Below are 22,993 nucleotides of genomic sequence, written 5' to 3'. Positions count from 1 at the left end.
AGACCGGCGCGATCCGGTTCAGACCGGCGCGATCCGGTTCAGACCGGCGCGATCCGGTTCAGACCGGCGCGATCCGGTTCAGACCGGCGCGATCCGGTTCAGACCGGCGCGATCCGGTTCAGACCGGCGCGACCCGGTTCCGGCCAGCGGGACCCGTCAGAGCTGGGTGCGCGTCCGCTGCGTCAGGCCGTACGTCGACGCGATGGAGTTCCACAGCTTCGCGGCCTTCTCCTTCTCCGTGGACGCGGTGCCGCTGGCCCGGTTGCCCGCCTGCGTCTGTGCGGTGGTGCGGGCCTGGCCCCTCCTGCAGCCCTTCTTGTCGGCGGTCTGGTCGGCCCAGGCGGCGTAGTGGTTGTCGGCCGACTGGGAGGCCTTCCAGCCGCTGGTGAGCGCGGCGGTCAGCGCGGCGTGGTTGGGCAGCTTGTCGACGGAGAGGGCGGAGAGCCGGGTGACCAGCTCGCCGCGCTGCTTGGCCGCGTCGCGCAGATCACTGGCCGCCTGGTCCAGGTTCTGGCACACCTTCACGTTCGCCACGGCCTTGATCACCGAGTCGCGGCTGTCGCTGCTGTCCGCCAGGAGCTTGTCCAGCGCGACGGCCTGCGCCTTCACCGGGTCGGCGGACGCTGAAGCCGACTCCGTGGCCGGGCTCGTCGCCGACACCGTCTTGCTCTTGTCGTCCTCGCCGTCGGTGCCGCCGCCGCTGAGCAGGGCGCCGGCGCCGATGCCGAGCACAGCGATACCGACGCCGACGGCCGCGATCAGCGGGACGCGCGAGCCGCCGCGGCCACCGCGTCCGCCACCGCGTCCGCCGCCACCACGCTCGCCGTCGAACGCTCCGGCGCGCCGTGCTGCGGCCCGGCCGCCGGATGCGGCGGGGGCGTGCGCGCCGTGCAGGGGCGCCGACGGGTCGAAGCGCGGCATCTGCTGCGTCGCCCCGGGGCTCTCCGGCTCACTGCGGAACAGGTTGTCGAACTCCGCCGGGGGCTGCCGCTCCTCCGGCGCACCCGGCCGTATCCCGTACGGCGCCCCTTCCGGCTGCGCGGGGACGGGGGCCATGAACTGCGTCGCCTCGGCGTCCGGGTTCGCGGTGGGGGGCAGCGGTCCGGCGGCACCGCCTTGCGGCGCCTGTCCCAGGAACTGGGTCGCCTCCGCCGGCATCTCGGGCGGCAGCGCACCCGGGCCCACCGGCGGGATGTACTGAGTGGCTCCCTCGTCGGCGCCCGGGGCGGCCGGGATGTGCGGGATGTACTGGGTCGCGCCGTCATCGGCGGCGGCCGGCAGCGGCAGACCCGCGGGCGGCAGCGGCGCCGCCTGCGCGGCGGCCGGCAGGGAGGGCGAGGCGGAAGAAGCGGGCAGGGCTCCGGGGGCTCCGTACCCGTCCGCTCCCTGCGGAAGGGCGTTCCCGGGGTGCGCGAACTGCGGCGCCTGCTGGCCCGGGGCCGCGTACCCGCCGTACCCGTCCCCCACGTGCGCGCCCTGCGCCCCGGGCGCGTAACCGTTCTGCGCGCCGTAGGACGTCGCCTGCGCGCCCTCGGGCGGCAGCGGACCGGCGCCGGACGGCGGCTGCTGCAACTGCTGCGGCTGCTGCGGCGCGAAGCTCTGCTGCTGGTGGTCGTGCGCGCCGGGCTGCTGCTGGGGCGCCCAGCCCTGGGACGCGTCGTGGGTGCCCCAGTCCTGGACGGGGGCGGACTGGGGCGGCTCGGTGGCCCCCCACGCCTGGGTCTCGTTCCCCGGCGCTCCCCAGCCCTGACCGGGCCCCGGGGCGGGGGTGGTCGGCTGGTCAGGGCCGTCGGGACCCCACGGCTGGCCCCAGGCCTGACCGCCGGCCGGGGTCGTACGGTCGCCCGTCATACCCGGCAGCAGGGGCGCGCTGCCGTCGGAGGGCAGCACGACGCCTTCGCGCGCGGGCCGCGCCGAGGGCTCCTCGCCCTGTCCACTCTGCGTCACCGGGACTCCTACGAATGGGGGACCTTCGGGAAATCGTCGGCTCACGCTACCGGGTCCCCACAACCCGGTGCCACGCAGCGCTGGACGTGATCTCCGCCGCTGTGACATGGGTAACGAATCCGCCCCTCGTCGCGCTGTATATGTCACCTCCCTCTATCGGCGCGGACGTTTCCCCGGCGTTCACACCCGCCCACGCCATCCGTTCACCAGCGCACGGCAGAGGTGCGCGGCCGCGCCTTCACGCCGGCCGTGTGATTCTGAACTCGGGCGAGGCGCGCGGCCTTTCCTGCACGGGGGCGCGAGGCCACAGACACACGCAGGGTGCAAGGCCTCACACACACGCAGGGCGTGAGGCATTACCTGCACGCGGGGCGCGCACGCCCCACGTCGGTCCGCGTCCCTTCACCCACGCTCACGCCGCCGCCTGCAGCTCCATCCGCGCCCCGAACTCCCGTACCACCGGCTCCTCCCGGTACGGCTCGAGCCGCTGCTGGAAGTCGTCGAGGTACTCGGCGCCGCGGTTGGAGCGGAGGGTGCCGAGCAGCTCCACCGCGCGCAGGCCCGTGTGGCAGGCCTGTTCCACCTCGCGCTGCTGGACCTGCGCCGTGGCGAGCAGGACGAAGCCGATCGCCCGGCGGCGGGCCCGCGACTCCGGGTGTCCGGCGAGGGACTCCTCCGCGCACCGCGCGGCGGCCTCCGCCTGGCCCAGGTCACGGTGGCAGTGCGCCAGTTCGTCGGCCAAGTAGGCCTCGTCGAAGTGCCCGATCCACGCCGGGTCGTCTCCGGACGCCGCGTCGGCGCCCTCCAGGGCTGTGACCGCCCGCCCGGACGCCAATTGGGCGGCGCGCGCGTCGCCCAGCAGCGCGTGCCCGCGCGCCTCCGCCGCGTAGAACATCGACTCCGCCCGCGGTGTGACCCGCCCGCGCGCCCCCTCCTGCGCCGCGCGCGCCAACTGCGCGATCTCGCGCGGGTTTCCGAGCTGCGCCGCCAGGTGGCTCATCGACGCGGCGAGCACGTATCCGCCGTACCCGCGGTCCCCGGCTGCCTGCGCGAGCCGCAGCGCCTGGATGTAGTAGCGCTGGGCGAGCCCCGGCTGGCCGGTGTCGATGGCCATGTAGCCAGCGAGTTCCGTCAACCGCGAGACGGCGGCGAACAGTTCGCGCCCGACCGCCTCCCGGTAGGAGCCCGCGAGCAGCCCGGAGACCACGCTGTTCAGGTAGTGCACGACGACCGGGCGCACATGCCCGCTGCCGTACTGGTGGTCGAGGTCGACGAGCGCCTGCGTCATCGCGCGGACCGCCGCGACGTCCGAGGACCCGACGCGCGGCCCCGCCGAACGCGCCACCTGCGAGTCCGGCGCGGAGATCAGCCAGTCACGGCTCGGCTCGACGAGCGCGGAGGCGGCGACGGACGAGCCGGACAGGAAGTCACGGCGCCCCACATCGCTGCGCCACAACTCACACACCTGCTCAATGGCCCCCAGTACGGTCGGCGAGAACTGGAGACCGACGCCGGATGCGAGGTTCTTGCCGTTGGCCATGCCGATCTCGTCGATCGTGACCGTACGGCCCAGCTTGCGGCCGAGCGCCTCCGCGATGATCGCCGGAGCACGTCCGCGTGGCTGCTGTCCGCGCAGCCAGCGCGCCACGGACGTCTTGTCGTAGCGCAGATCGAGACCGTGCTCCGCGCCGCACATGTTGACCCGGCGGGCCAGCCCGGCGTTCGAACAGCCCGCTTCCTGGATGAGCGCCTGCAGTCGTTCGTTCGGCTGCCGCGCGACGAGAGGCCTGGCGGCCATGGCGTACCCCCTGTGGCTGCGGTGCCTGCCCACGCACCGAGTTGATGTGTCTTCGTGTGGCCGACCGCACCGAAAGAAGTCGGCCATGAAGATCAATGCCCCGCCGACATAACGAAGATGCGAGACATGTGAGGATTGCCGGGGTAAAGGCGGTTGCCCGACCCCTCCCCTGGTTACCCACCCCCCGCTGCCGTTGCCCATGCGCGCCCCCACACGTGCATCCATGCGCCCCACATGGGAAATCGATGCTCCTCCCCCGCGCAAAAAGGAAGGAGCATGACCAAAGGGCCTTCCCCGGAAGGGTGGTGGCGGGAGACGGGCGGGCCCCCGTAACCCGAGGTGGACCCGGGAGTTTAGTTCAGCGTGGACGAGACCATCGCAGGCACCGAGACCGCTCAGATCCCCACGCAGCGTGGCGAATCGCTGCAGGAAACCGCCGTGCGCTACGCCGAGGAACGCCACTGGGACGTGCTCCCCGGCACCTGGCTGGAAGCCGTCGACGGGGTGCAGCGCTGCTCCTGCGGCGAGCCCGTGTGCGCCGCACCCGGCGCGCACCCGGCGCGCGAGGACTGGCCGACGCAGGCGACGGGCAGCGCGACCGTCGCGCGCCGTATGTGGTCGAAGCGGCCTTCCGCGTCAATCCTGCTGCCCACGGGGCGCACGTTCGACGCGATCGAGGTGCCCGAGACGGCCGGCTGTCTCGCCCTCGCCCGGATGCGCCGCATGGAGCTGACCCTCGGCCCCGTCTCCTGCACCCCGGACCGGCGCATGCACTTCTTCGTGCTCCCCGGCGCCACCGCCAAGGTCCCCGATCTCGTACGGAAGCTGGGCTGGCCGCCCGCCTCGCTCGACCTCGTCACCCTCGGGGAGGGGGCGTACGTCGCCGCCCCGCCGACCCGGTTCGGCTCGCGGGGCGCGGTGCAGTGGGCCTGCCGGCCGACTGCCGTGAACCGGTGGCTGCCGGATGCGGAGGAACTCATCTCGCCGCTCGCCTACGCCTGCGGGCGAGATCGGTAGGTGCCGCATTCCGTCCTGCCCCGTCCGGTTGTTCGGCGACTGCGGCCTCTTCGTGGTTGCTCGCGCAGTTCCCCGCGCCCCTGAAGGGACGCTACTCCCCCGTATGGTGCTTGCATGACCGAGGGAACAGAGGCGGCCGTGGCCGCGGTACGTGTACGGGGGCTCTGGAAGCGGTTCGGGGAGCAGATCGCCGTGGCCGGGATCGATCTGGAGCTGCCCGCGGGCCGGTTCATCGGCCTCGTCGGGCCGAACGGGGCGGGAAAGACCACCACACTCTCGATGGTGACCGGGCTGCTCAGGCCCGACCAGGGAACCGTCGAGGTCGTGGGCCACGACGTGTGGCGCGACCCGGTGGAGGTGAAGGCACGCATCGGAGTCCTCCCGGAAGGACTCCGGCTCTTCGAACGACTCTCGGGGCGCGAACTGCTCGCGTACACCGGCCGGTTGCGCGGTCTGCCCGGCGCCGAGGTCGACAAGCGCGCCACCCAGCTCCTCGACGTCCTCGACCTCGCGGGCGCCCAGCACAAACTCGTCGTCGACTACTCGACGGGCATGCGCAAGAAGATCGGCCTGGCCTGCGCCCTCCTCCACAACCCCGAAGTCCTCTTCCTCGACGAGCCGTTCGAGGGCGTCGACCCGGTCTCCGCGCAGACCATCCGCGGCGTCCTGGAGCGCTACACCGCGTCGGGCGCCACGGTCGTCTTCTCCTCCCATGTGATGGAACTGGTCGAGTCACTCTGCGACTGGGTCGCCGTCCTGGCCGCCGGGCGCATCCGCGCACACGGCCCGCTCGCCGAGGTGCGGGGCAGCGCACCCTCGCTGCAACAGGCCTTCCTGGAACTGGTCGGCGCGAACGGCCGCTCCGCCGGAACCGACCTGGACTGGCTGGGCGGCGGGGCCGCCCGATGAGCGCGAACGCGAGCGCGAACGCGAGCACGAACGCCGGCTCGGGCGCGACGATCACCACCGCCACCCGCGCCTCCGCCGCGTCGATCACCCCCACCGTCGTACGGCTGAAGCTGTCGTTGCTGCGCAACGGGCTGCGGCAGTCGGCCGGACGGCGAGCCGCGTACATCACCTCCGTCGTCTTCGTCCTGCTGTTCGCCGCCCTCCAGCTGCTCGGCCTGATCATGCTGCGCGGCAACACGCACGCCACCACCATCGCCATGCTGCTCGTTTCGATCCTCGCGCTCGGCTGGGCCGTGATGCCGCTGTTCTTCGCGGCCGGCGACGAGACGCTCGATCCGACGCGCCTGGTGATGCTGCCGCTGCGCCCGCGCCCGCTGGTACGGGCGCTGCTCGCGGCCTCGTTGGTGGGCATCGGGCCGCTGTTCACCCTGTGCCTGCTCCTCGGTTCGGTCATCGCCGTGGCGCGCGGAACGGCGGCGTACGTCACCGCGGTCGTCGCCGTGGTCCTGACCCTGCTCGTCTGCGTGGCCCTGGCACGGGCCGTCGCGGCCGCCAACATCCGGCTGCTGTCCAGCCGCAAGGGCCGCGACCTGGCCGTGCTGAGCGGCCTGGTGATCGCGATCGGCGCGCAGCTGGTCAACTTCGGTGCGCAGCGGCTCGGTTCGGCGGGGGGCCTCTCCCAGCTCGACCCGGCGGCGGACGTACTGCGCTGGGTGCCGCCCGCGTCGGCGATCGACGCGGTGGATTCGGCGAGCGAGGGGGCGTACGGAGTCGCGGCCGTCCAACTGGCGCTGAGTGTGGCCGCTTTGGCGGGGCTGCTGGCGCTGTGGGCACGGCATCTGACCCGGCTGATGACGTCGCCGGACGGGTCGACGCTGCAGGCCGCCGAGCCCGCCGCGCGCGAGCGGGGGTCGTCGGGGCTCGCGCGGCTGCTGCCCGCCGGGCGCACCGGGACCGTCATGGAGCGCAGCCTGCGGTATGTGTGGCGCGATCCGAAGACCAAGGCCGCGTGGGTGACATCGCTGGCCATCGGGCTGATCGTGCCGGTGTTCAACGCACTTCAGGGCACCGGCTCGATCTACTTCGCGTGCTTCGCGGCGGGGATGCTCGGGATCCAGATGTACAACCAGTTCGGGCAGGACACGTCCGCGTTCTGGATGGTCGCGATGACGATCTCGTCCCCGCGCGACGCGTACGTCGAACTGCGCGGGCGCGCCCTGGCACTGCTGGTGATCACCCTGCCGTACGCGACCCTCGTGACCGTCCTGACGACCGCGATGCTCGGCGACTGGCCCAGGCTGCCCGAGGTGCTCGGCCTCTCCTTCGCGCTGCTCGGCGCGATGCTGGCCACCGGCGCCTGGTCGTCGGCCCGCTTCGCGTACTCGATCCCGCAGGAGGGCTACAAGAACGTGGCCCCCGGTCAGGCCGGCCTCGCCTGGATCTCCATCTTCGGCGGCATGATCGCGGCGGCCCTGCTGGCCGCCCCGGTCATCGCCCTCACGATCTGGCTGAACGTCACGGCCGACGGGGACAGCTGGACGTGGCTGCTGCTGCCGCTGGGTGCGGGGTACGGGGCCCTGATCACGGTGCTCGGACTACGGCTGGCGGCACCGCGGACGGCTCGGCGGCTGCCGGAGATCCTGGCGGCGGTGAGCAAGGGCTGACTGGCCCAGCCTGCGGGCAGTCGTGCCTCCCCCACTGCCTTAAGGGCGTGGGGGACCCCCAGGCGGCACGTGTGGGCGCAGGCGGCACCCCGTCGGCGCCGGGCTGCGCAACCAAGCCAGGGGCACCCCCGGCTCCGGGCAACGCTCAGCTCGTCAGGACCCCGTCCAGAAACGGTTCGATCGCCGCGCGCCAGGCCTCCGGCTGGTCGTAGTGCACGAGGTGGCCGGAGTCGGCCACCTCCGCGTACTGGCCGCGCGGCAGGACGCGGACCATCTCCTGGGACTCGGCCCGGCCGAGCTCGCCGTCCAGGCCCCGTACGACCAGCGCGGGGCACTGGACCTGCGCGAGTTCCTCCCAGTGGGCGTCGTACACCCAGGTCTGGCGGGACTTGAGCATCTGCTCGGGTTCGAAGACCGGGCGCCAGCCGTCCGGGGACTCGTGCATCACCTCGGCGTAGAACTCGCCGCGGGACGGGTTCGGGCGCTCCACCCAGGGGTCGTCCTCACCGAACCACTTGCGTACGTCGGCGAGCGTGGCGAAGGGGACGGGCCAGGCCTTGAACCAGGCCTCCCACTCACGCTGCGACGCGGCGCCCAGGGCCGATGCCCGCATGTCGCAGATGATCAGGCCGCGGACGAGGTCCGGGCGCTTGGCGGCGAGCTGCCAGGCGGTCAGTGCGCCCATGGCGTGGCCGATGACGACGGCCGGGGCGAGGCCGAGCTGCTCGAGGGCGGCCTCGGCGTCGTCGACGTATGCCTCGCGGGTGTACTCCGCCTCCGGCGCCTTGTCGCTCTGGCCGTGGCCGCGCTGGTCGAGGGCGACGGCGCGGTGCCGCTCGGAGAGCCAGCGGGCGCTGGACGCCCAGTGCGAGGCGCGGCCCATGAGGCCATGCAGTAACAGCACGCCAGGCTCTTCCGAGGCCCTCGGAGGGTCGATCTTGGGAGACTCGGCGAACTCCCAGGCAGCGAGGCGTACGCCGCCCGCTCCCGTCACGTCGATGCGCCGCACCATCGGTATTGGCACCCCCCTAGCTCGCTCGGACCGGCACACTCCCGCTCGAACCGGCCGGTCCACTCGTACCGCTTCCTACCGCCGTCGTACCGCTGCTCCTGCTGGTTGTGCTGCTCTCTAGATGTACCCCTGCTGCGCCACCACGTTATCGAATGAGGTTTCGAAAATGGCCTTCCTGGCTGCAACACCCCTCATTCGAGTGACCATGCTCCAGGATTGACCGCCGTCGCCGAGGGGAGATCTTCAGCGGGAGGCGGACCGCTCGGGGAAACCGGTCCGAGGGGAATGACCCTGAGAGCTCGGGGCTCCGGGTCAGCACAGGGGAGGACAGGCCCCGGCGCCATCTGGTGCCGGGGCCCTCTCCATGTCTGCGGCACATCCTCCCGCCCCCTCTCCGACCGCGCCCCATCGCTTCCGGACTTGCTCTCGGACAAGCTTCCAGACTTGCTCTCGGACACGGTCAAGAGCCCTCAGGTCATATGCCTCACGCGATAGCCTCGCACGCAAACGGTCCGAGCGCTGCGATTCCGCACACTGAATCTTGGTTTCAGTAGGGTCGCGGAAGGATCACAACTGCCTCTGGTGTCACGGGTGTTGTCACACCCGGCACGGGGGTGCGGCGAGCACCCCGGGTCCGACGTGGGGGGTCGGTTCGATGCCGGTCCCCTCGGCCGGCGCCCGGGGGCTGCCCCTCGCGGGTGCCGGGAAGTCAGCAGTGCGCCGGGGTGACACCGGCGCTTGGCCACGGTGCCAGCCGCGGGGTGACGCCGGCGCTTCGCCAGAAAGACAGCCGGGGGGTGAAGTCAGCGCTTGGCCACGAACACATGGGAGGCGACGTCCGCCTCCAGCTCCGCGGCCTCGCCGCCGCTGCCCACCAGGACCCCGCCCGCCGACTCGGTCACGCTCACCACGGAGCCGGGCTGCACGCCCGCCCGCCGCAGCGTGTACATCAGCTGCGCGTCCGTCTGAATCGGCTCGCCGATACGCCGAACGACCACGGTCTTGCCGTCCGAACCCGGGTCGAGCTCGGCCAGCGACACCATGCCCTCGTCCAGGAACGGGTCGGCACCGTCCTTCTCGCCGAGCTCCTCCAGACCCGGGATCGGGTTCCCGTACGGCGACTCGGTCGGGTGGCGCAGCAGCTCGAGCACACGCCGCTCGACGGCCTCGCTCATCACGTGCTCCCAGCGACACGCCTCGGCGTGCACCTGCTCCCACTCCAGGCCGATCACGTCGACGAGCAGGCACTCCGCGAGGCGATGCTTGCGCATGACGCGCGTGGCCAGCCGCCGTCCCTCCTCGGTGAACTCCAGGTGCCGGTCGCTGGCGACCGCCACCAGGCCGTCGCGCTCCATCCGCGCCACCGTCTGGCTGACCGTCGGCCCGCTCTGGTCGAGCCGCTCCGCGATCCGGGCGCGCATGGGGACCACGCCTTCCTCCTCCAGCTCGAGGATGGTGCGGAGATACATCTCCGTGGTGTCGATCAGTCCGGACATTCGTGCCCCTCGATTAGCTCTGCCGGAGACTCGATGGCTCACCGGCGCGTGCGCTGGCCCTGAACTCAATTCTGACGCATACCACTGACAACCGTGCCTCGCCGTCGCGACCACGCGGTGACGACTGCCACCGCGTGCCACCGCGTGCCACCGCGTGACTCCGCGGCCGTACGGGCCCACGGGGGCGCGGCCGGGACGGATGCGACCCGGCGCCCCTTGCCCAGTGTCGCCCCCCGCGAACCGCAGCGGGGGCCGTATTGACACAGCACTGGTCCAGACCGCAACGTGATCCGCGACACGACGGGAGTACGGCTGCGCCGGGCCGCCGGTTCGACCGCTCACCCGCCTCTGGCCACGAGACGTCCAAGGGGGCTTCGCCGATGAGCGACAGCAAGCTGGCCGGGCAGTTCTTCGGCGCCGCGATCGGCCTGCTGCAGCAGGTCCGGGACGAGGACGCCGGGGACATCGAGGCGGCCGGAACGCTGATCGCCGACACCGTCGCCGACGGCGGACGGCTCTTCGCCTTCGGCGCCGGACACTCCTCGCTCGCCGCGCAGGACATCGTCTACCGCGCGGGCGGCCTCGCCCTGATGAACCTGCTCGTCGTCCCCGGGGTCGTGGGCGTCGACGTCATGCCCGCGACGCTCGGCTCCGCCCTGGAACGCGTCGACGGCCTCGCGAGCGCCGTCCTGGAATCCAGTCCGGTCCGCTCCGGCGACGTACTCGTGATCATCTCGCTGTCCGGCCGCAACGCGCTCCCCGTCGAGATGGCCATGAAAGCCCGCGCGCTGGGCGTGAAGGTCATCGGCGTCACCTCGGTCGCGTACGCCTCCGAGACGACGTCCCGGCACGCCTCGGGGACGTACCTGAAGGACCACTGCGACATCGTCCTCGACTCGAGGATCCCGGTCGGCGACGCGGAACTCACCGCCGACGCGATCGCGGCCCCCTTCGCCCCCGCCTCCACCGTCGTCACGACGGCCCTCCTCCAGGCCGTCATGGCCACGGCCGCCGGCGCCCTCGCCGACCGCGGCATCGAGCCACCGCTGCTCCGTTCGGGCAACGTCGACGGCGGCCACGAGTGGAACAGGCGCGTGATGACGGAGTACGGGGACCGGATCTTTTACCGGCACCAGTGACGGGCGTACGGCCGAACGGGCGCTTCGGGGGCCACGGACGGCCGGGCGCCGCAGACGGCGGCAGGGGCCCCAGGAACTGGACGGAACCAGGAACTGGACGGAACTAGGACCGCCCCACCAGTTCCTCCAGATCCAGGGCCATGGCGATCCGTACGGCCACATCCTCCGCGTACGTCGCGTCCGCCCGCTCGAACTGGTTGCGCCCCGCCCCCCGCAGAAACGTCACGACGCCCAGCGTCCGCCCCCGGCTGCGCAGCACCGCGCACAGCGCGTGCACGGATTCGGGCGGCCACTGGCGGGCCACGGCCCACTCCCGCGCCTGCTCGGGAGCGACGGCGCCCGCGCTGGAACGTACGGACCCGGCGCGCTCCACGCACTGCAACGCGGGATGCCCCTCCCCGTACCGCACGGGCAGCCCCGCCTTCCCGGTCAGCACGCTCGGCCCCGGCGCCCCGGCGGGCGTGGCGGCGGCCCGTACGAGCCGAACCGGACCCTCGCCGTCCTGGGCCGAGCCCTCGGCCACGCGGTCGATCAGCGCGTAGTCGGCGAAACCGGCGAGCGCGAAGTCGAGGTGGACGGTGGCGGCCTCCCCCGGGTCCTCGCACTCGGCCGCGGCGCGCGCCGCGCGGTGCAGCTGATTGGCCCGGAACCGCAGCAGGGCGGCCTCCTGCTCGGTGTGCTTGGCCTCGGTCACGTCCTGGAAGAGCCACCCGACACCCAGCGGAACGGGTTCCTCCGCGAGCGGCGAGGCGAGCCGCAGGAAGCCGCTCCGCCAGCACCGCCGCTTCTCGCCCTCCGGCGTGCGCACACTCACCCACATCTCGGCGGGAGCGGGCGGCGCGCCCTCGGCCAGCACATGGGTCAGCGCGCTCTCCAGCTCCTCCACACCCTGGGAGAGCAGCTCCCCCAGGGGCCGCCCGAGAACCGACGTACGCCCGGTCCCCAGCGCCCGCGCCGCGTGAGCGTTGACGACAGCGGGCCGCAAATCCGCGTCCACCAGCACCACACCCCAGCTGGCGTCCTCGAACAACGCCTCGCTCAGCGCGATGGACCGCTCGAGATCGATCTGCGCGTGCACCTCGCTGAAGGCGCAGTACACCCCGGCGGGCTTCCCGTCGGGCCCGAGCACGGCGGCGGACTGCGTCCGCACGAGCACCCGCCCGCCGTCCTTGGTCAGCAGGGCGAACTCGTTCACCTGCCGCCCGGGAGCCTGCATGGCGGACATCAGCCGCCCCTCGACCTCCTCGGCGTCCGCGGTCCGCACGGCCCACCCGGCAAACCCGCGCCGACCCACCGCCTCGGCCGCGGTCCACCCCAGAATGCGCTCGGCCTCGCGATTCCAATGGGTGACGACCCCATCGGCATCGAGCGCACACAATGCCGCGTCCATCCCGTCCAACAGCGCGGCAAGCAGATCGGAACCATCCCGCTCGGGCTCGTCCGGCCCCAGCTCATCGGTGGTCCCACTACGCCGGGAAGCACTCACCTGGACCCCCTGCAGGCTGCGTCCGCTCGTACGGCGCGACAGTTCACTCACTCGCCATCATTCAACTCGAACGTGACCCAGCCCACACCACCTTCCCCAAAGATTGGACGAAATCGTTGTACGCCACAATCCCGCCCCGCCCGCCCCAACCAACCCCCTCACGCTCGCTGGCCGCCCCCGGCGCGGACCTCTCCCGGGAAGCGGAGGACTCGGCGATCCGCGCCGGGCTACGAGACGAAGGCAGGGCGGTGGAGAGGGGTGTGGCCCGAGACTGAGGGGGGAGGCTTCAAACCACATTCCGCCACGAGCCACAGCCTATTGAGTCACCCAAATGAGATGACGACTTGAGTGGGCTGATCGCCGTCTCGAAAAACCGGTTGAACGGGATGCCTCAGCTTCCTAGAGTGTGGCCAATCCGGAAGGGAGGTGGTTCGGCGAATGTATGAAAACCGGACAGGAGAGGTGGCTGCGGGCTAGCGGCCCGTCACCACATCCAGTGCGGTGCCGGACCAGCGCGTGACAGCAGCGTGCAGCCGGCCCAATCTCCAGCAGTCACCCGACCCGCGAGCTCGCCGGTACGTCCGGCCGGCTCCTCCGCCTGAGGCGGAGGGACCCGAGCTCGCGGGTCGTCTGCGTTTCTGTGGGTGTGTGAGGTGGGGCACAGGCGGATCCGTGGGCCCGCAGTACGCTTGGACCATGCTTCCGATGCTTGTTCGACGCCTGCACGTGGACTTCGTGCGCGTCACAAGCATGGGCTGTCGGCGCTCTGCCTGACCCAGCCCCTTCACATGCCCTCGCGCATGTTCTCCCGCCTTCATTCCACTTGGCACCCGTGGCCCGCCCCGCCCCTGGCAGGCGCCCGGGCACCCGTAGACCCCGCGGACTCATCTCATGTCGACGAACACGTCTTCTCACGCTCAGGCGCAGTCTCCATCTCCGTCCCAGTCTCCGTACCAGCAACTTCCGGTCATTGATCTTTCCGCGGTCGACCGCGGTCCCCAGGCCCGTGCCCGGTTGCACGCGCAGTTGCACAGTGCCGCCCATGACGTGGGCTTCTTCCAGCTCGTCGGGCATGGGGTGAGCGAGGCCGAGACCGGTGCTCTACTGCAGGCCATGCATCGGTTCTTCGCGCTCCCGGAAACCGACCGGCTCGCCATCGACAACGTCAACTCGCCCCATTTCCGGGGGTATACGCGTACGGGGGACGAGCGCACCGGCGGCAGTCGGGACTGGCGGGATCAGCTGGACATCGGGGCGGAGCGGGCTACTCGCACACCCGGGCCGGGTGAGCCCGCGTACTGGTGGCTGGAGGGGCCGAACCAGTGGCCCGACGTGCTGCCCGAGCTGCGGACGGCCGCGCTGGCGTGGATCGACCGGCTGAGCGAGGTCGCGGCGCGGCTGCTGCACGAGCTGCTCGCCGCCATCGGGGCGCCCGCCGACTTCTACGACCCGATTTTCGGCGAGCGGGCTCATCCGCAGCTGAAGCTGGTGCGGTACCCGGGGAGCGCGGGTGACGGCGCCGATCAGGGCGTCGGCGCGCACAAGGACTACGGGTTCCTGACGCTGTTGCTGCAGGATCAGGTGGGCGGGCTTCAGGTGCAGCGGGAGGACGGGCTGTTCCACGATGTGCCGCCGCTGCCGGGGGCGTTCGTCGTCAATCTGGGTGAGCTGCTGGAGGTGGCCACCAATGGGTATCTGGTCGCGACGAATCACCGGGTGGTGAGTCCGGCCGGGGCCACCGAGCGGTTCTCCGTGCCGTTCTTCTACAACCCGCGGCTCGACGCGCGGGTCGAGCCGCTGCCCTTCCCGCACGCATCCGCCGCGCCGGGTATCAGCGACGATCCGGCGAACCCGCTCTTCGCCGAGTACGGGTTCAACGAGCTGAAGGGCAAGCTGCGCGCCCATCCGCTGGTCGCCGCCCGTCATCACGCGGAGCTGCTGACGCCCGCGTGATGACCGGTGTACGGCTGGGGCAGGACCCGGACACGGACCCCGCACGCCCGGACGTCCTTAGTGCGCGATGTCCGCGTATCCCGCGATCTCCTGGGGGCTGCGAGTACCGGGGCCCACGTAGCGTGCGGAGGGGCGTACGAGGCGGCCCGTGCGCTTCTGTTCCAGGATGTGCGCCGACCATCCGGCCGTACGGGCGCAGGTGAACATCGACGTGAACATGTGGGCCGGGACCTCGGCGAAGTCGAGGACGATGGCGGCCCAGAACTCGACGTTCGTCGCCAGGACGCGGTCGGGGCGGCGGGCGTGGAGTTCGGCGAGTGCGGCCTTCTCCAGGGCTTCGGCGATCTCGAAGCGGGGGGCGCCCAGTTCGCGGGCGGTGCGGCGCAGCACGCGCGCGCGGGGGTCCTCGGCGCGGTAGACGCGGTGGCCGAAGCCCATGAGGCGTTCGCCCTTGTCGAGGGCCTGCTTGACGTAGGCCTCGGCGTCTCCGGTGCGTTCGATGTCCTCGATCATGCCGAGGACGCGGGAGGGTGCGCCGCCGTGCAGGGGGCCGGACATGGCTCCTACGGCTCCGGAGAGGGCGGCGGCGACATCGGCGCCCGTGGATGCGATGACGCGGGCCGTGAAGGTGGAGGCGTTCATGCCGTGCTCGGCGGCGGAGGTCCAGTAGGCGTCGACGGCGGCGACGTGTTTGGGGTCGGGCTCGCCGCGCCAGCGGATCATGAAGCGCTCGACGACGGACTGCGCCTTGTCGATCTCGCTCTGCGGGACCATGGGCAGGCCCTGGCCGCGGGCGGACTGGGCGACGTAGGAGAGGGCCATGACGGCGGCGCGGGCGAGGTCTTCGCGGGCCTGGTGCTCGTCGATGTCGAGGAGGGGCCGCAGGCCCCAGACGGGGGCGAGCATGGCGAGCGCGGACTGCACGTCGACGCGGATGTCGCCGGAGTGGACGGGGATCGGGAACGGCTCGGCGGGCGGCAGGCCGGGGTTGAAGGCGCCGTCGACGAGGAGTCCCCAGACGTTTCCGAAGGAGACGTGGCCGACCAGATCCTCGATGTCGACGCCCCGGTACCGGAGTGCGCCGCCCTCCTTATCCGGTTCGGCGATCTCCGTCTCGAACGCGACGACTCCTTCGAGTCCGGGTACGAAGTCGGACATCAGGCGGCTCCTCATGATGTGTACGACAGACGGATGGTTTGTGGTGGTGGTCCTGTGGTGCGGGGGTGGTGACGACCCTGTGCCGGACGGGGGTGAACGTGTCCGGTCCGGTTCCGCGGCCAGGTCCACAGACGGCTCGCGGTCCGACGCGGTCACCCCGGTGATGCCCCGTGCGGCTGGCGGTCATCCAACCGGAACGGCACCAGCACGATATCCCTGAGTGCCACCTTTGGGGAGAGCGCGTGGCACTCAGTGCCACGCAGTGATGAAGCACACTCCCCTTGGATGCGAGGGTTCACACGGCGATCCGACGAGAGGGCGGACGGGCGAGCCGACGCGAGGGCGCATACGCCCATCCGGGGGGAGGGCGCACTCGGCGGTTCCCTGCGCGGGCGCATACGGCAAGATGACCGCGTGAACGACCGCTTCCCAGATGAATCCGCCTCCGAGCCCATCGTCCAGCGCGCGGCCGAGGCCGCCGAGGCCGAGTCCGCTGCCGAAGAATTCGACGCCGACCCCGCGGCGATGCGCGCCCACTACCGGGCCGAGGGTCTGGACGAGGCGGACCTCCCCGCGCATCCGATGGACCAGTTCGACCGCTGGTTCAAACAGGCCGCGCAGGCCGCGATGCACGGGTTCGTGCACGAGCCGAACGCGATGGTGGTCTCCACGGCGGACGCGGAGGGCCGGCCCAGCTCGCGCACGGTGCTGCTGAAGCAGTACGACGAGCAGGGCTTCGTCTTCTACACCAACTACGACTCCCGCAAGGCCCGCGAGCTGGCCGAGAACCCGTACATCTCGCTGCTCTTCCCGTGGCATCCGATGGCCCGCCAGGTCATCGTCACCGGCACGGCGCGGCGCACCGGACGGGACGAGACGGCCGCGTACTTCCGCACTCGCCCGCACGGCTCCCAGCTGGGCGCCTGGGCCAGCGCCCAGTCCTCGGTCATCCCCTCGCGCGCCGAACTGGACGCCTCGTATGCGGAGTTGAGTGCCCGTTACCCGGAGGGCGAGCAGGTCCCGGTCCCGCCGCACTGGGGCGGTTTCCGCATCGCGCCGCAGGCGGTCGAGTTCTGGCAGGGCCGCGAGAACCGCCTGCACGACCGGCTCCGCTACGTGGCCCAGCCGGACGGCAGCTGGCGGGTGGAGCGGCTCAGCCCCTGAGGGTGCCCGGCGGCTCGCTCAGAGCTTGCCCCACACGTACGCCGTGCGCTGTCCGCCGAGGACGCCGGATATCTCGGCGCGGAACTCGGGCTTGAACTCCCGCCAGTTCCAGAAGAAAGTGGTCCCCCATGGCCCTGCCCCCGTGTTCACCCGCTGCCTGTCACCGGATTCCCACGCTACGCGCCACCACTGACAACGCCCTCAGCCCAGCGCCTCCTCCATCAGCGCGCCCCACTGCCCCACCACCCGCTCGCGTCGCCCCCCGTCGTCCGTGAGCAGGTTGGCGAGGCCGAGGCCGCGGGCCATGTCCAGCAGGCCCTGGACCGTTTCCCGTACGCCCGGCCGGGATTCGTCCGCGTCGAGGAGGTCGACGGCGATGCGGTGGGTTTCGCGGCCGACGCGGGCCTCCAGTTCCGTGACCTTCGGGCGGAGTTGGTCCTCGTTGGAGGCGGCGGCCCAGAGGTGGAGGGCGGCGCGGAAGAGGGGGCCGGTGTAGAGGTCGACGAGGGCGGCGACGACGACGCGGCGGTCGGCGGCGCCGTCGGGGAAGAGGGCGCGCAGGGCGGTGGAGCGTTCCTCGGCGACGTACTCGACGGCCGCCGTGAACAGGTCTTCGCGGGTCGGGAAGTGGTGCTGGGCGGCGCCCCGGGAGACGCCGGCGCGTTCGGCGACGACGGAGACCGTGGAGCCCGCCCACCCGTGTTCGGCGAGGCAGGCCACGGCGGCTTCCAGGAGCCGCTGCCGGGTGGCCCGGCTGCGGTCCTGCTTGGGGACGTGCGGAAGGCGCGCGGCGTGCTCTGTCGTGCTCACACCACCCATGCGGGATCCCGTCGTTCGAGGAAGGCCGTCATTCCCTCGCGGGCCTGCGCGGAGGAGAACAGCTCGGCCGAGAGCGCGGTCAGGCCGGCCGCGTCCCGGTCGAAGGCTTCCAGCACCTTAGCCGTGAGCAGGTCCTTCGTCGCGGCGAGGCCTTGGGGGGAGGCACGGCGCAGGCCGTCGAGGACGGGTGCCAGTACGGCGTCGACGTCGTCGCCGGCCGCTGTCAGGAGCCCGGTGCGGACCGCCTCGGCGGCGTCGAAGCGTTCGCCGGTGAGGTAGTAGCGGGCGAGGGCGCGGGGGTCGGTGCGGGGCAGCAGGGGCAGGGAGATGACGGCGGGCGCGACGCCGATGCGTACCTCCGTGAAGGCGAAACTGGCGCCCGCGCCGGCCACCGCGATGTCGCACGCCCCGAGCAGGCCGAGCCCGCCTGCCCGGACATGCCCGGTGACCCGGGCCAGCACCGGTTTGCGCAGCTCGACGATCTGCCGCAGCAGCCCGACGAGGACGTCGGGGTCCGGCGGGTCGCGCAGGTCGGCGCCTGCGCAGAACGTGTTCCCGGCGTGGGTGAGGACGACCGCGCGTACGTCGCTGTCCTTGCCGCACCGCGTGAGCCCGTCCGCGAGCCGGCCGACGAGCGCGGCCGACAGGGCGTTGCGGTTGCCGGGCGAGTCGAGGGTGAGGGTGGTGACGGCCCGGTCGTGGGCGGTGTGGACGAGGGCCGTCACGGCAGCTCCCGGAGGTGGCGGCGGAGTATCTTCCCGGAGGCCGCCCTGGGGACGCCTTCGATGAAGGTGACGTGGCGGACCCTCTTGTAGGGGGCGACGCGTTCGGCGACGTACATCATGACCTCTCCTTCGGAGAGGTCTGTCGCGGACGGCTGGCGGACCACGTACGCGTGCGGGACTTCGTTGTTGTCGTCGTTGTAGACGCCGATGACGGCGGCGTCGGCGATGCCGGGGTGGGTGAGCAGCAGTGCTTCGAGTTCGGCGGGGGCGACCTGGAAGCCCTTGTACTTGATGAGTTCCTTGACGCGGTCGACGACGAAAAGCCAGCCGTCGGCGTCCACCCGGCCGACGTCTCCCGTGTGCAGCCAGCCGTCCTTGTCGATCATCTCGGCGGTGGCGTCGGGGCGTCCCAGGTAGCCCTTCATGACCTGGGGGCCGCGGATGACGACCTCGCCGGCCTCACCGACGCCCAGGTCCTGGTCGGGGTCGTCGAGCGAGACGATGCGCATCTCGGTACCGGCGACGAGCTTGCCGACCGTCCCTGGGGGCGCGTCCGGGGTGTTCAGGGGCACCAGGTGGGTACAGGGCGACAGTTCGGTCATGCCATAGCCCTGGCCGATGGGCGGCAGCCCGAGCCGCTGCGAGGCGGCCTGCGCCAGATCCGCGTCCAGGGGCGCCGCGGCGGAAATGATGTGCTTCAGGGACGACAGGTCGTACCGGGCGGCCGCCGGGTGCTTGGCGAGGGCGAGGACGATCGGCGGTGCCACGAACAGGATGTTGATGCGGTGTTTCTCGATGGTCGCGAGGAACGTCTCCAGGTCGAAGCTGGGCAGGACGACGACGGCCGCGCCCTGCCGCAGCGGGGCGTTCATCAGGGCCGTCAGCCCGTAGATGTGGAAGAACGGCAGGACGGCCAGGATGCGGTCGCCGGGGCCCATCGGCATCGACGGCACGAGCTGCGCCAGGTTGGTGGCGATGGACCGGTGGGTGAGCATCACGCCCTTGGGGACGCCGGTCGTCCCCGAGGAGTACGGGAGGGCCGCGACGTCGGCCACCGGATCGATGTCGACCCGCGGTTCGGGTGCGGTGGTGGCGAGCAGGTCGATCAGTGAGCGGTGCCCGGGTGCCTGGTCGCAGACGAAGATCTCCCGTATCCCGCCCGCGCGTTCGGCGGCCGCGCGGGCGGTGTCCAGGAGGGGCGAGACGGTGACGATCCAGCGGGCCGCGCTGTCGCGCAGTTGCTTGGCCATTTCCTCGGGCGTGGCGAGCGGGTGCACGGTCGTGACCGACGCCCCCGCGCGCGTGGCGGCGTAGAACGCCGTCGGGAAGGCGATGGTGTTCGGGCTGTGCAGGGCGAGCACGTCGCCCTTGCGGACACCCGCGTCCGCGAACGCGGCGGCCAGCACACGGTGGAAGCGGTCCAGTTGACCGTACGTGAGCGTGGTCCCGTCGACGCCGTCGACGAGCGCGGGTGTCTCGCCGCGCTCGGCGGCACCGCCCAGGACGGCTTCGTGGATGGGTTCCTCGACGGCCGGGACATCTGCGTACGCGCTGCGGAACATGGTTCCTCCTCGAGCGATGCCGGTACACAACTTGCCGGTCCACGACGTGCGACGCGCGACGTGGCGATACGCCCTACTAGTACGGCCTACTGGTGCGGCCGCCTAGTGGTACGGCTACTGGCACGGCTCCCTAGTAGGACTTGGGCAGGCCGAGGCTCTGATGGGAGACGTAGTTGAGAATCATCTCCCTGCTGACCGGTGCGATACGAGACACGCGCGACGCCGTAATCAGTGAAGCGAGGCCGAACTCGCGGGTGAGGCCGTTGCCGCCGAGGGTGTGCACGGCCTGGTCGACCGCCTTCACGCAGGCCTCGCCTGCCGCGTATTTGGCCATGTTGGCGGCCTCCCCGGCCGCGACGTCGTCCCCGGAGTCGTACAGGAGCGCCGCCTTCTGCATCATCAGGCGGGCGAGTTCGAGCTCTATGTGGGACTGCGCGAGGGGGTGCGCGATGGCCTGGTGGGCGCCGATGGGCTCCTTCCAGACGGTGCGTTCGCGCGCGTACGCGACGGCCCTGGAGAGCGCGTACCGTCCCATGCCGATCGCGAACGCGGCCGTCATGACGCGCTCGGGGTTGAGCCCGGCGAAGAGCTGCAGCAGTCCCGCGTCCTCGTCGCCGACGAGGACGTCGGCGGGCAGCCGTACGTCGTCGAGGGTCAGCTCGAACTGCTTCTCCGCTCCCTGGAGTTCCATGTCGATCCGCCGCCGCTCGAAGCCGTCGGCGTCGCGCGGGACGATGAACAGGCAGGGCTTGAGCCGGCCCGTCCTCGCGTCCTCCGTACGTCCCACGATGAGCGTCGCGTGGGCGATGTCGACACCCGAGATGAACACCTTGCGGCCGGTGAGGATCCAGTCGTCGCCGTCGCGGCGTGCCGTGGTCGTGATGCGGTGCGAGTTGGAGCCCGCGTCGGGTTCGGTGATGCCGAAGGCCATGGTGCGGGTGCCGTCGGCGAGTCCGGGCAGCCAGGCACGCTTCTGCTCCTCCGTGCCGAAGCGGGCGATGACCGTGCCGCAGATCGCGGGCGACACGACCATCATCAGCAGCGGGCAGCCCGCCGCCCCCAACTCCTCCAGCACGATGGAGAGTTCGGCTATGCCGCCGCCTCCGCCACCGTACGCCTCCGGCAGGTTCACGCCGAGGTAGCCGAGCTTGGCGGCCTCGGACCAGAGTTCGTCGGGGTGACCTCCGTCGGCGACGACCTTGACGAGGTAGTCGCGGCCGTAGCGCTTGCCGAGCGCGGCGACGGCGGCGCGGAGGGCTTTGTGCTCTTCGGTTTCCAGGGTGGCGCTCATTCGGGCTGTTCCTCCTGTACGACGGCGAGCAGGGCGCCGACCTCGACCTGGCGGCCGGGGGCGGCGTGCAGGGCGCTGAGCGTGCCGGAGACGGGCGCGGAGATCTTGTGCTCCATCTTCATCGCCTCCAGCCATACGAGGGGCTCTCCGGCCGCCACAGCGGCTCCTACGGCCAGCCCCTCGGCGACCCGGACGACCGTGCCGGGCATGGGAGCCAGCAGCGAGCCGGGGGCCTGCTGGGCGGCCGGATCGGGAAAGCGCGGCAGGGCGGTCAGAGCGGTGGTGTTCACGTACACCTGGTCGGCGTACCGCGTGACCTCGAACTTCCTTCGTACGCCGTCCACTTCGAGGACGACGAGACGGGCGTCGGCGTGCACCACGCGCACCCCTTCGGCGGTGAGGCCCTCGCGGGTGTGCCGGTAGTGGACCTCGTGCTCGGTGCCCGCCATGAGGTAGCGCTTGGTCTGCGGCTGGGAGGGGAGGTTGCGCCAGCCTCCGCCGAACCGGGAGCGGCCGTGGGCGTCCGCGAGGGCGGCGGCCAAGGGGGCGTACGGGTCCGGAGCGGATGTCGTCACAGCGGCGAGGTGGCGCTCGTAGAAGCCCGTGTCCATCCGGGCCGCCGTGAACTCCTCGTGCCGCAGGGACCGTACGAGGAGGTCCCTGTTCGTAACCGGGCCGTGGACCGTCGCCCTCTCCAGGGCGCCGGAGAGTTTGCGGAGGGCCTCCGCGCGCGTGGGGGCGTGGGCGACGGCTTTGGCGAGCATCGGGTCGTAGTGGATGCCGATGGGGTCGCCGTCGGTGTAACCGGTGTCGAGGCGGATGCCGTCCGGGACGGCGAGGCGGTGCAGGATGCCGGTCTGCGGGGCCCACGCGCGCGCCGGGTCCTCGGCGTACAGGCGGGCCTCGATCGCGTGGCCACGCGCGCGTGGAGGGTCGTTCTCGAGTCGCGCTCCTTCGGCGACGCGGATCTGGAGGGCCACGAGGTCGATGCCGAAGACGGCCTCCGTGACGGGGTGTTCGACCTGGAGGCGGGTGTTCATCTCCAGGAAGTGCGCCTTGCCGTCGGCGACCAGGAACTCGACCGTGCCCACGCCGACGTAGTCGACGGCGCGGGCGGCGCGTACGGCCAGCGCGTGGAGTTCTTCGGTGAGCGCGGGCGAGAGGCCGGGTGCCGGTGCCTCCTCGATGACCTTCTGGTGGCGCCTTTGGAGGGAGCAGTCGCGCGTGCCGAGCGCCCACACCGTGCCGTGCGCGTCGGCGAGGATCTGCACCTCGACGTGCCGGCCGCCCTCCACATAGGGCTCGACGAAGACCTCACCGTCGCCGAAGGCGCTCGTCGCCTCGGCGCGCGCGCCCTCGAGCTCGGCGTGCAGGTCGTCGATACGGCGCACGACGCGCATCCCGCGTCCCCCGCCGCCCGCGGCCGCCTTCACCAGGACGGGCAGATCGGCCTCGGTGACCTCGCGCAGAGGCTCGATCCCCATCAGCTTCTTGGCCCGCGTCTTGGACGCCATGGCCTCGATCGCCTCCGGGGGCGGCCCGATCCAGACGAGGCCCGCGTCCAGGACGGCACGCGCGAAGTCGGCGTTCTCGGACAAGAAGCCGTACCCGGGGTGCACGGCGTCCGCGCCGGCGCTCAGGGCCGCCTTCACGATCAGGTCGCCGCGCAGATACGTCTCCCCGGGCGCCGCGCCGGGCAGGCGTACCGCCGCGTCGGCCACGCGCGCGTGGAGGGCGTTTTCGTCGGCGTCGGAGTGCACGGCGACGGTTCGGATTCCCAACTCACCGCAGGTGCGGAAGACCCGGCAGGCGATCTCGCCGCGGTTGGCGACGAGGACAGAAGTGATCACGGG

The 22,993-nt window shown here is 71.7% G+C and carries 18 protein-coding genes; 6 read left to right on the top strand and 12 right to left on the bottom strand.

The genetic code is table 11. From position 1 onward, the window contains the following. Positions 1-156: 156 nt before the first annotated feature. On the bottom strand, positions 157-1,947 hold the full coding sequence (locus C4B68_RS22655; protein ID WP_099504075.1) for a hypothetical protein: 1,791 nt from the start codon (positions 1,945-1,947) through the stop codon (positions 157-159). Positions 1,948-2,359: 412 nt separating this feature from the next. Beyond that, a complete protein-coding gene (locus tag C4B68_RS22650; RefSeq protein ID WP_099504073.1) occupies positions 2,360-3,745 on the bottom strand; it encodes an NsdA family TPR-like regulatory protein in 1,386 nt (461 codons plus the stop codon). A 363-nt stretch (positions 3,746-4,108) separates the two neighbouring features. On the opposite strand from C4B68_RS22650, the gene C4B68_RS22645 reads away from it, so the two are divergent. From C4B68_RS22645 to C4B68_RS22635, 3 genes are all read left to right on the top strand, one after another. Beyond that, positions 4,109-4,762, top strand: coding sequence for a bifunctional DNA primase/polymerase (locus tag C4B68_RS22645; RefSeq protein WP_099504071.1), 654 nt, complete (start codon positions 4,109-4,111; stop codon positions 4,760-4,762). Between the two features lie 114 nt (positions 4,763-4,876). Then, positions 4,877-5,671, top strand: a complete 795-nt coding sequence (locus C4B68_RS22640; RefSeq protein ID WP_099504069.1) for an ABC transporter ATP-binding protein — start codon at positions 4,877-4,879, stop codon at positions 5,669-5,671. Beyond that, the gene (locus tag C4B68_RS22635) at positions 5,668-7,335 is read left to right on the top strand and encodes a transporter (protein WP_240634441.1); all 1,668 of its coding nucleotides are present in this window, start codon (positions 5,668-5,670) and stop codon (positions 7,333-7,335) included. Before C4B68_RS22640 ends, C4B68_RS22635 begins: the two co-directional genes overlap by 4 nt. Positions 7,336-7,480: 145 nt before the next feature. Here C4B68_RS22635 and C4B68_RS22630 read toward each other — a convergent pair whose 3' ends face one another. Both C4B68_RS22630 and C4B68_RS22625 read right to left on the bottom strand, forming a co-directional pair. Further along, the gene (locus tag C4B68_RS22630; protein ID WP_099504067.1) at positions 7,481-8,347 is read right to left on the bottom strand and encodes an alpha/beta fold hydrolase; all 867 of its coding nucleotides are present in this window, start codon (positions 8,345-8,347) and stop codon (positions 7,481-7,483) included. Positions 8,348-9,150: 803 nt separating this feature from the next. Continuing rightward, positions 9,151-9,843 (bottom strand): iron-dependent transcriptional repressor DtxR, encoded by a 693-nt coding sequence (locus tag C4B68_RS22625; protein WP_099504066.1) that lies wholly within the window; start codon positions 9,841-9,843, stop codon positions 9,151-9,153. 380 nt (positions 9,844-10,223) lie between these two features. On the opposite strand from C4B68_RS22625, the gene C4B68_RS22620 reads away from it, so the two are divergent. Further along, on the top strand, positions 10,224-10,982 hold the full coding sequence (locus C4B68_RS22620) for an SIS domain-containing protein (protein WP_099504064.1): 759 nt from the start codon (positions 10,224-10,226) through the stop codon (positions 10,980-10,982). Between the two features lie 103 nt (positions 10,983-11,085). Here the strand turns inward: C4B68_RS22620 and C4B68_RS22615 are convergent, their stop codons facing one another. After that, on the bottom strand, positions 11,086-12,468 hold the full coding sequence (locus C4B68_RS22615) for a PAS domain-containing protein (protein WP_257217436.1): 1,383 nt from the start codon (positions 12,466-12,468) through the stop codon (positions 11,086-11,088). Between the two features lie 891 nt (positions 12,469-13,359). Here C4B68_RS22615 and C4B68_RS22610 point away from each other — a divergent pair. Beyond that, a complete protein-coding gene (locus C4B68_RS22610) occupies positions 13,360-14,421 on the top strand; it encodes an isopenicillin N synthase family dioxygenase (RefSeq protein WP_099504062.1) in 1,062 nt (353 codons plus the stop codon). Positions 14,422-14,478: 57 nt separating this feature from the next. Here C4B68_RS22610 and C4B68_RS22605 read toward each other — a convergent pair whose 3' ends face one another. Further along, entirely contained in the window at positions 14,479-15,579 is a 1,101-nt protein-coding gene (locus tag C4B68_RS22605; protein WP_099504061.1) for a citrate synthase 2, read from the bottom strand. 525 nt (positions 15,580-16,104) lie between these two features. Here C4B68_RS22605 and pdxH point away from each other — a divergent pair. After that, positions 16,105-16,743 (top strand): pyridoxamine 5'-phosphate oxidase, encoded by a 639-nt coding sequence (gene pdxH / locus C4B68_RS22600; RefSeq protein WP_099504223.1) that lies wholly within the window; start codon positions 16,105-16,107, stop codon positions 16,741-16,743. A gap of 18 nt (positions 16,744-16,761) precedes the next feature. Here pdxH and C4B68_RS44110 read toward each other — a convergent pair whose 3' ends face one another. The 6 genes from C4B68_RS44110 to C4B68_RS22575 form a co-directional block, all read right to left on the bottom strand. Further along, on the bottom strand, positions 16,762-16,893 hold the full coding sequence (locus tag C4B68_RS44110; protein WP_257217434.1) for a hypothetical protein: 132 nt from the start codon (positions 16,891-16,893) through the stop codon (positions 16,762-16,764). Positions 16,894-16,944: 51 nt separating this feature from the next. Then, the gene (locus C4B68_RS22595) at positions 16,945-17,562 is read right to left on the bottom strand and encodes a TetR/AcrR family transcriptional regulator (protein ID WP_099504060.1); all 618 of its coding nucleotides are present in this window, start codon (positions 17,560-17,562) and stop codon (positions 16,945-16,947) included. Beyond that, on the bottom strand, positions 17,550-18,287 hold the full coding sequence (locus tag C4B68_RS22590) for an enoyl-CoA hydratase family protein (RefSeq protein ID WP_099504059.1): 738 nt from the start codon (positions 18,285-18,287) through the stop codon (positions 17,550-17,552). The genes C4B68_RS22595 and C4B68_RS22590 overlap by 13 nt, the downstream gene beginning before the upstream one ends. Further along, the gene (locus C4B68_RS22585) at positions 18,284-19,849 is read right to left on the bottom strand and encodes a 4-coumarate--CoA ligase family protein (RefSeq protein ID WP_099504058.1); all 1,566 of its coding nucleotides are present in this window, start codon (positions 19,847-19,849) and stop codon (positions 18,284-18,286) included. Before C4B68_RS22585 ends, C4B68_RS22590 begins: the two co-directional genes overlap by 4 nt. A 130-nt stretch (positions 19,850-19,979) precedes the next feature. Next, positions 19,980-21,140: an acyl-CoA dehydrogenase family protein gene (locus C4B68_RS22580; protein WP_099504057.1), complete on the bottom strand. Its 1,161-nt coding sequence runs from the start codon at positions 21,138-21,140 to the stop codon at positions 19,980-19,982. Then, the gene (locus C4B68_RS22575) at positions 21,137-22,990 is read right to left on the bottom strand and encodes an acetyl/propionyl/methylcrotonyl-CoA carboxylase subunit alpha (protein WP_099504056.1); all 1,854 of its coding nucleotides are present in this window, start codon (positions 22,988-22,990) and stop codon (positions 21,137-21,139) included. The genes C4B68_RS22580 and C4B68_RS22575 overlap by 4 nt, the downstream gene beginning before the upstream one ends. Positions 22,991-22,993 lie beyond the last annotated feature (3 nt).

This window comes from Streptomyces dengpaensis, from assembly GCF_002946835.1.
Lineage (GTDB): Bacteria > Actinomycetota > Actinomycetes > Streptomycetales > Streptomycetaceae > Streptomyces > Streptomyces dengpaensis.
This window is presented reverse-complemented; position numbering and strand designations above follow the sequence as displayed.

Excerpts from the sequence above, each read along its gene's own strand:
- C4B68_RS22650 (WP_099504073.1), bottom strand. The coding sequence starts at position 3,745 with ATGGCCGCCAGGCCTCTCGTCGCGCGGCAGCCGAACGAACGACTGCAG.
- C4B68_RS22580 (WP_099504057.1), bottom strand. The coding sequence starts at position 21,140 with ATGAGCGCCACCCTGGAAACCGAAGAGCACAAAGCCCTCCGCGCCGCC.
- pdxH (WP_099504223.1), top strand. The coding sequence starts at position 16,105 with ATGCGCGCCCACTACCGGGCCGAGGGTCTGGACGAGGCGGACCTCCCC.
- C4B68_RS22635 (WP_240634441.1), top strand. The coding sequence starts at position 5,668 with ATGAGCGCGAACGCGAGCGCGAACGCGAGCACGAACGCCGGCTCGGGC.
- C4B68_RS22640 (WP_099504069.1), top strand. The coding sequence starts at position 4,877 with ATGACCGAGGGAACAGAGGCGGCCGTGGCCGCGGTACGTGTACGGGGG.
- C4B68_RS22625 (WP_099504066.1), bottom strand. The coding sequence starts at position 9,843 with ATGTCCGGACTGATCGACACCACGGAGATGTATCTCCGCACCATCCTC.
- C4B68_RS22630 (WP_099504067.1), bottom strand. The coding sequence starts at position 8,347 with ATGGTGCGGCGCATCGACGTGACGGGAGCGGGCGGCGTACGCCTCGCT.
- C4B68_RS22595 (WP_099504060.1), bottom strand. The coding sequence starts at position 17,562 with ATGGGTGGTGTGAGCACGACAGAGCACGCCGCGCGCCTTCCGCACGTC.
- C4B68_RS22610 (WP_099504062.1), top strand. The coding sequence starts at position 13,360 with ATGTCGACGAACACGTCTTCTCACGCTCAGGCGCAGTCTCCATCTCCG.
- C4B68_RS22605 (WP_099504061.1), bottom strand. The coding sequence starts at position 15,579 with ATGTCCGACTTCGTACCCGGACTCGAAGGAGTCGTCGCGTTCGAGACG.
- C4B68_RS22585 (WP_099504058.1), bottom strand. The coding sequence starts at position 19,849 with ATGTTCCGCAGCGCGTACGCAGATGTCCCGGCCGTCGAGGAACCCATC.
- C4B68_RS22620 (WP_099504064.1), top strand. The coding sequence starts at position 10,224 with ATGAGCGACAGCAAGCTGGCCGGGCAGTTCTTCGGCGCCGCGATCGGC.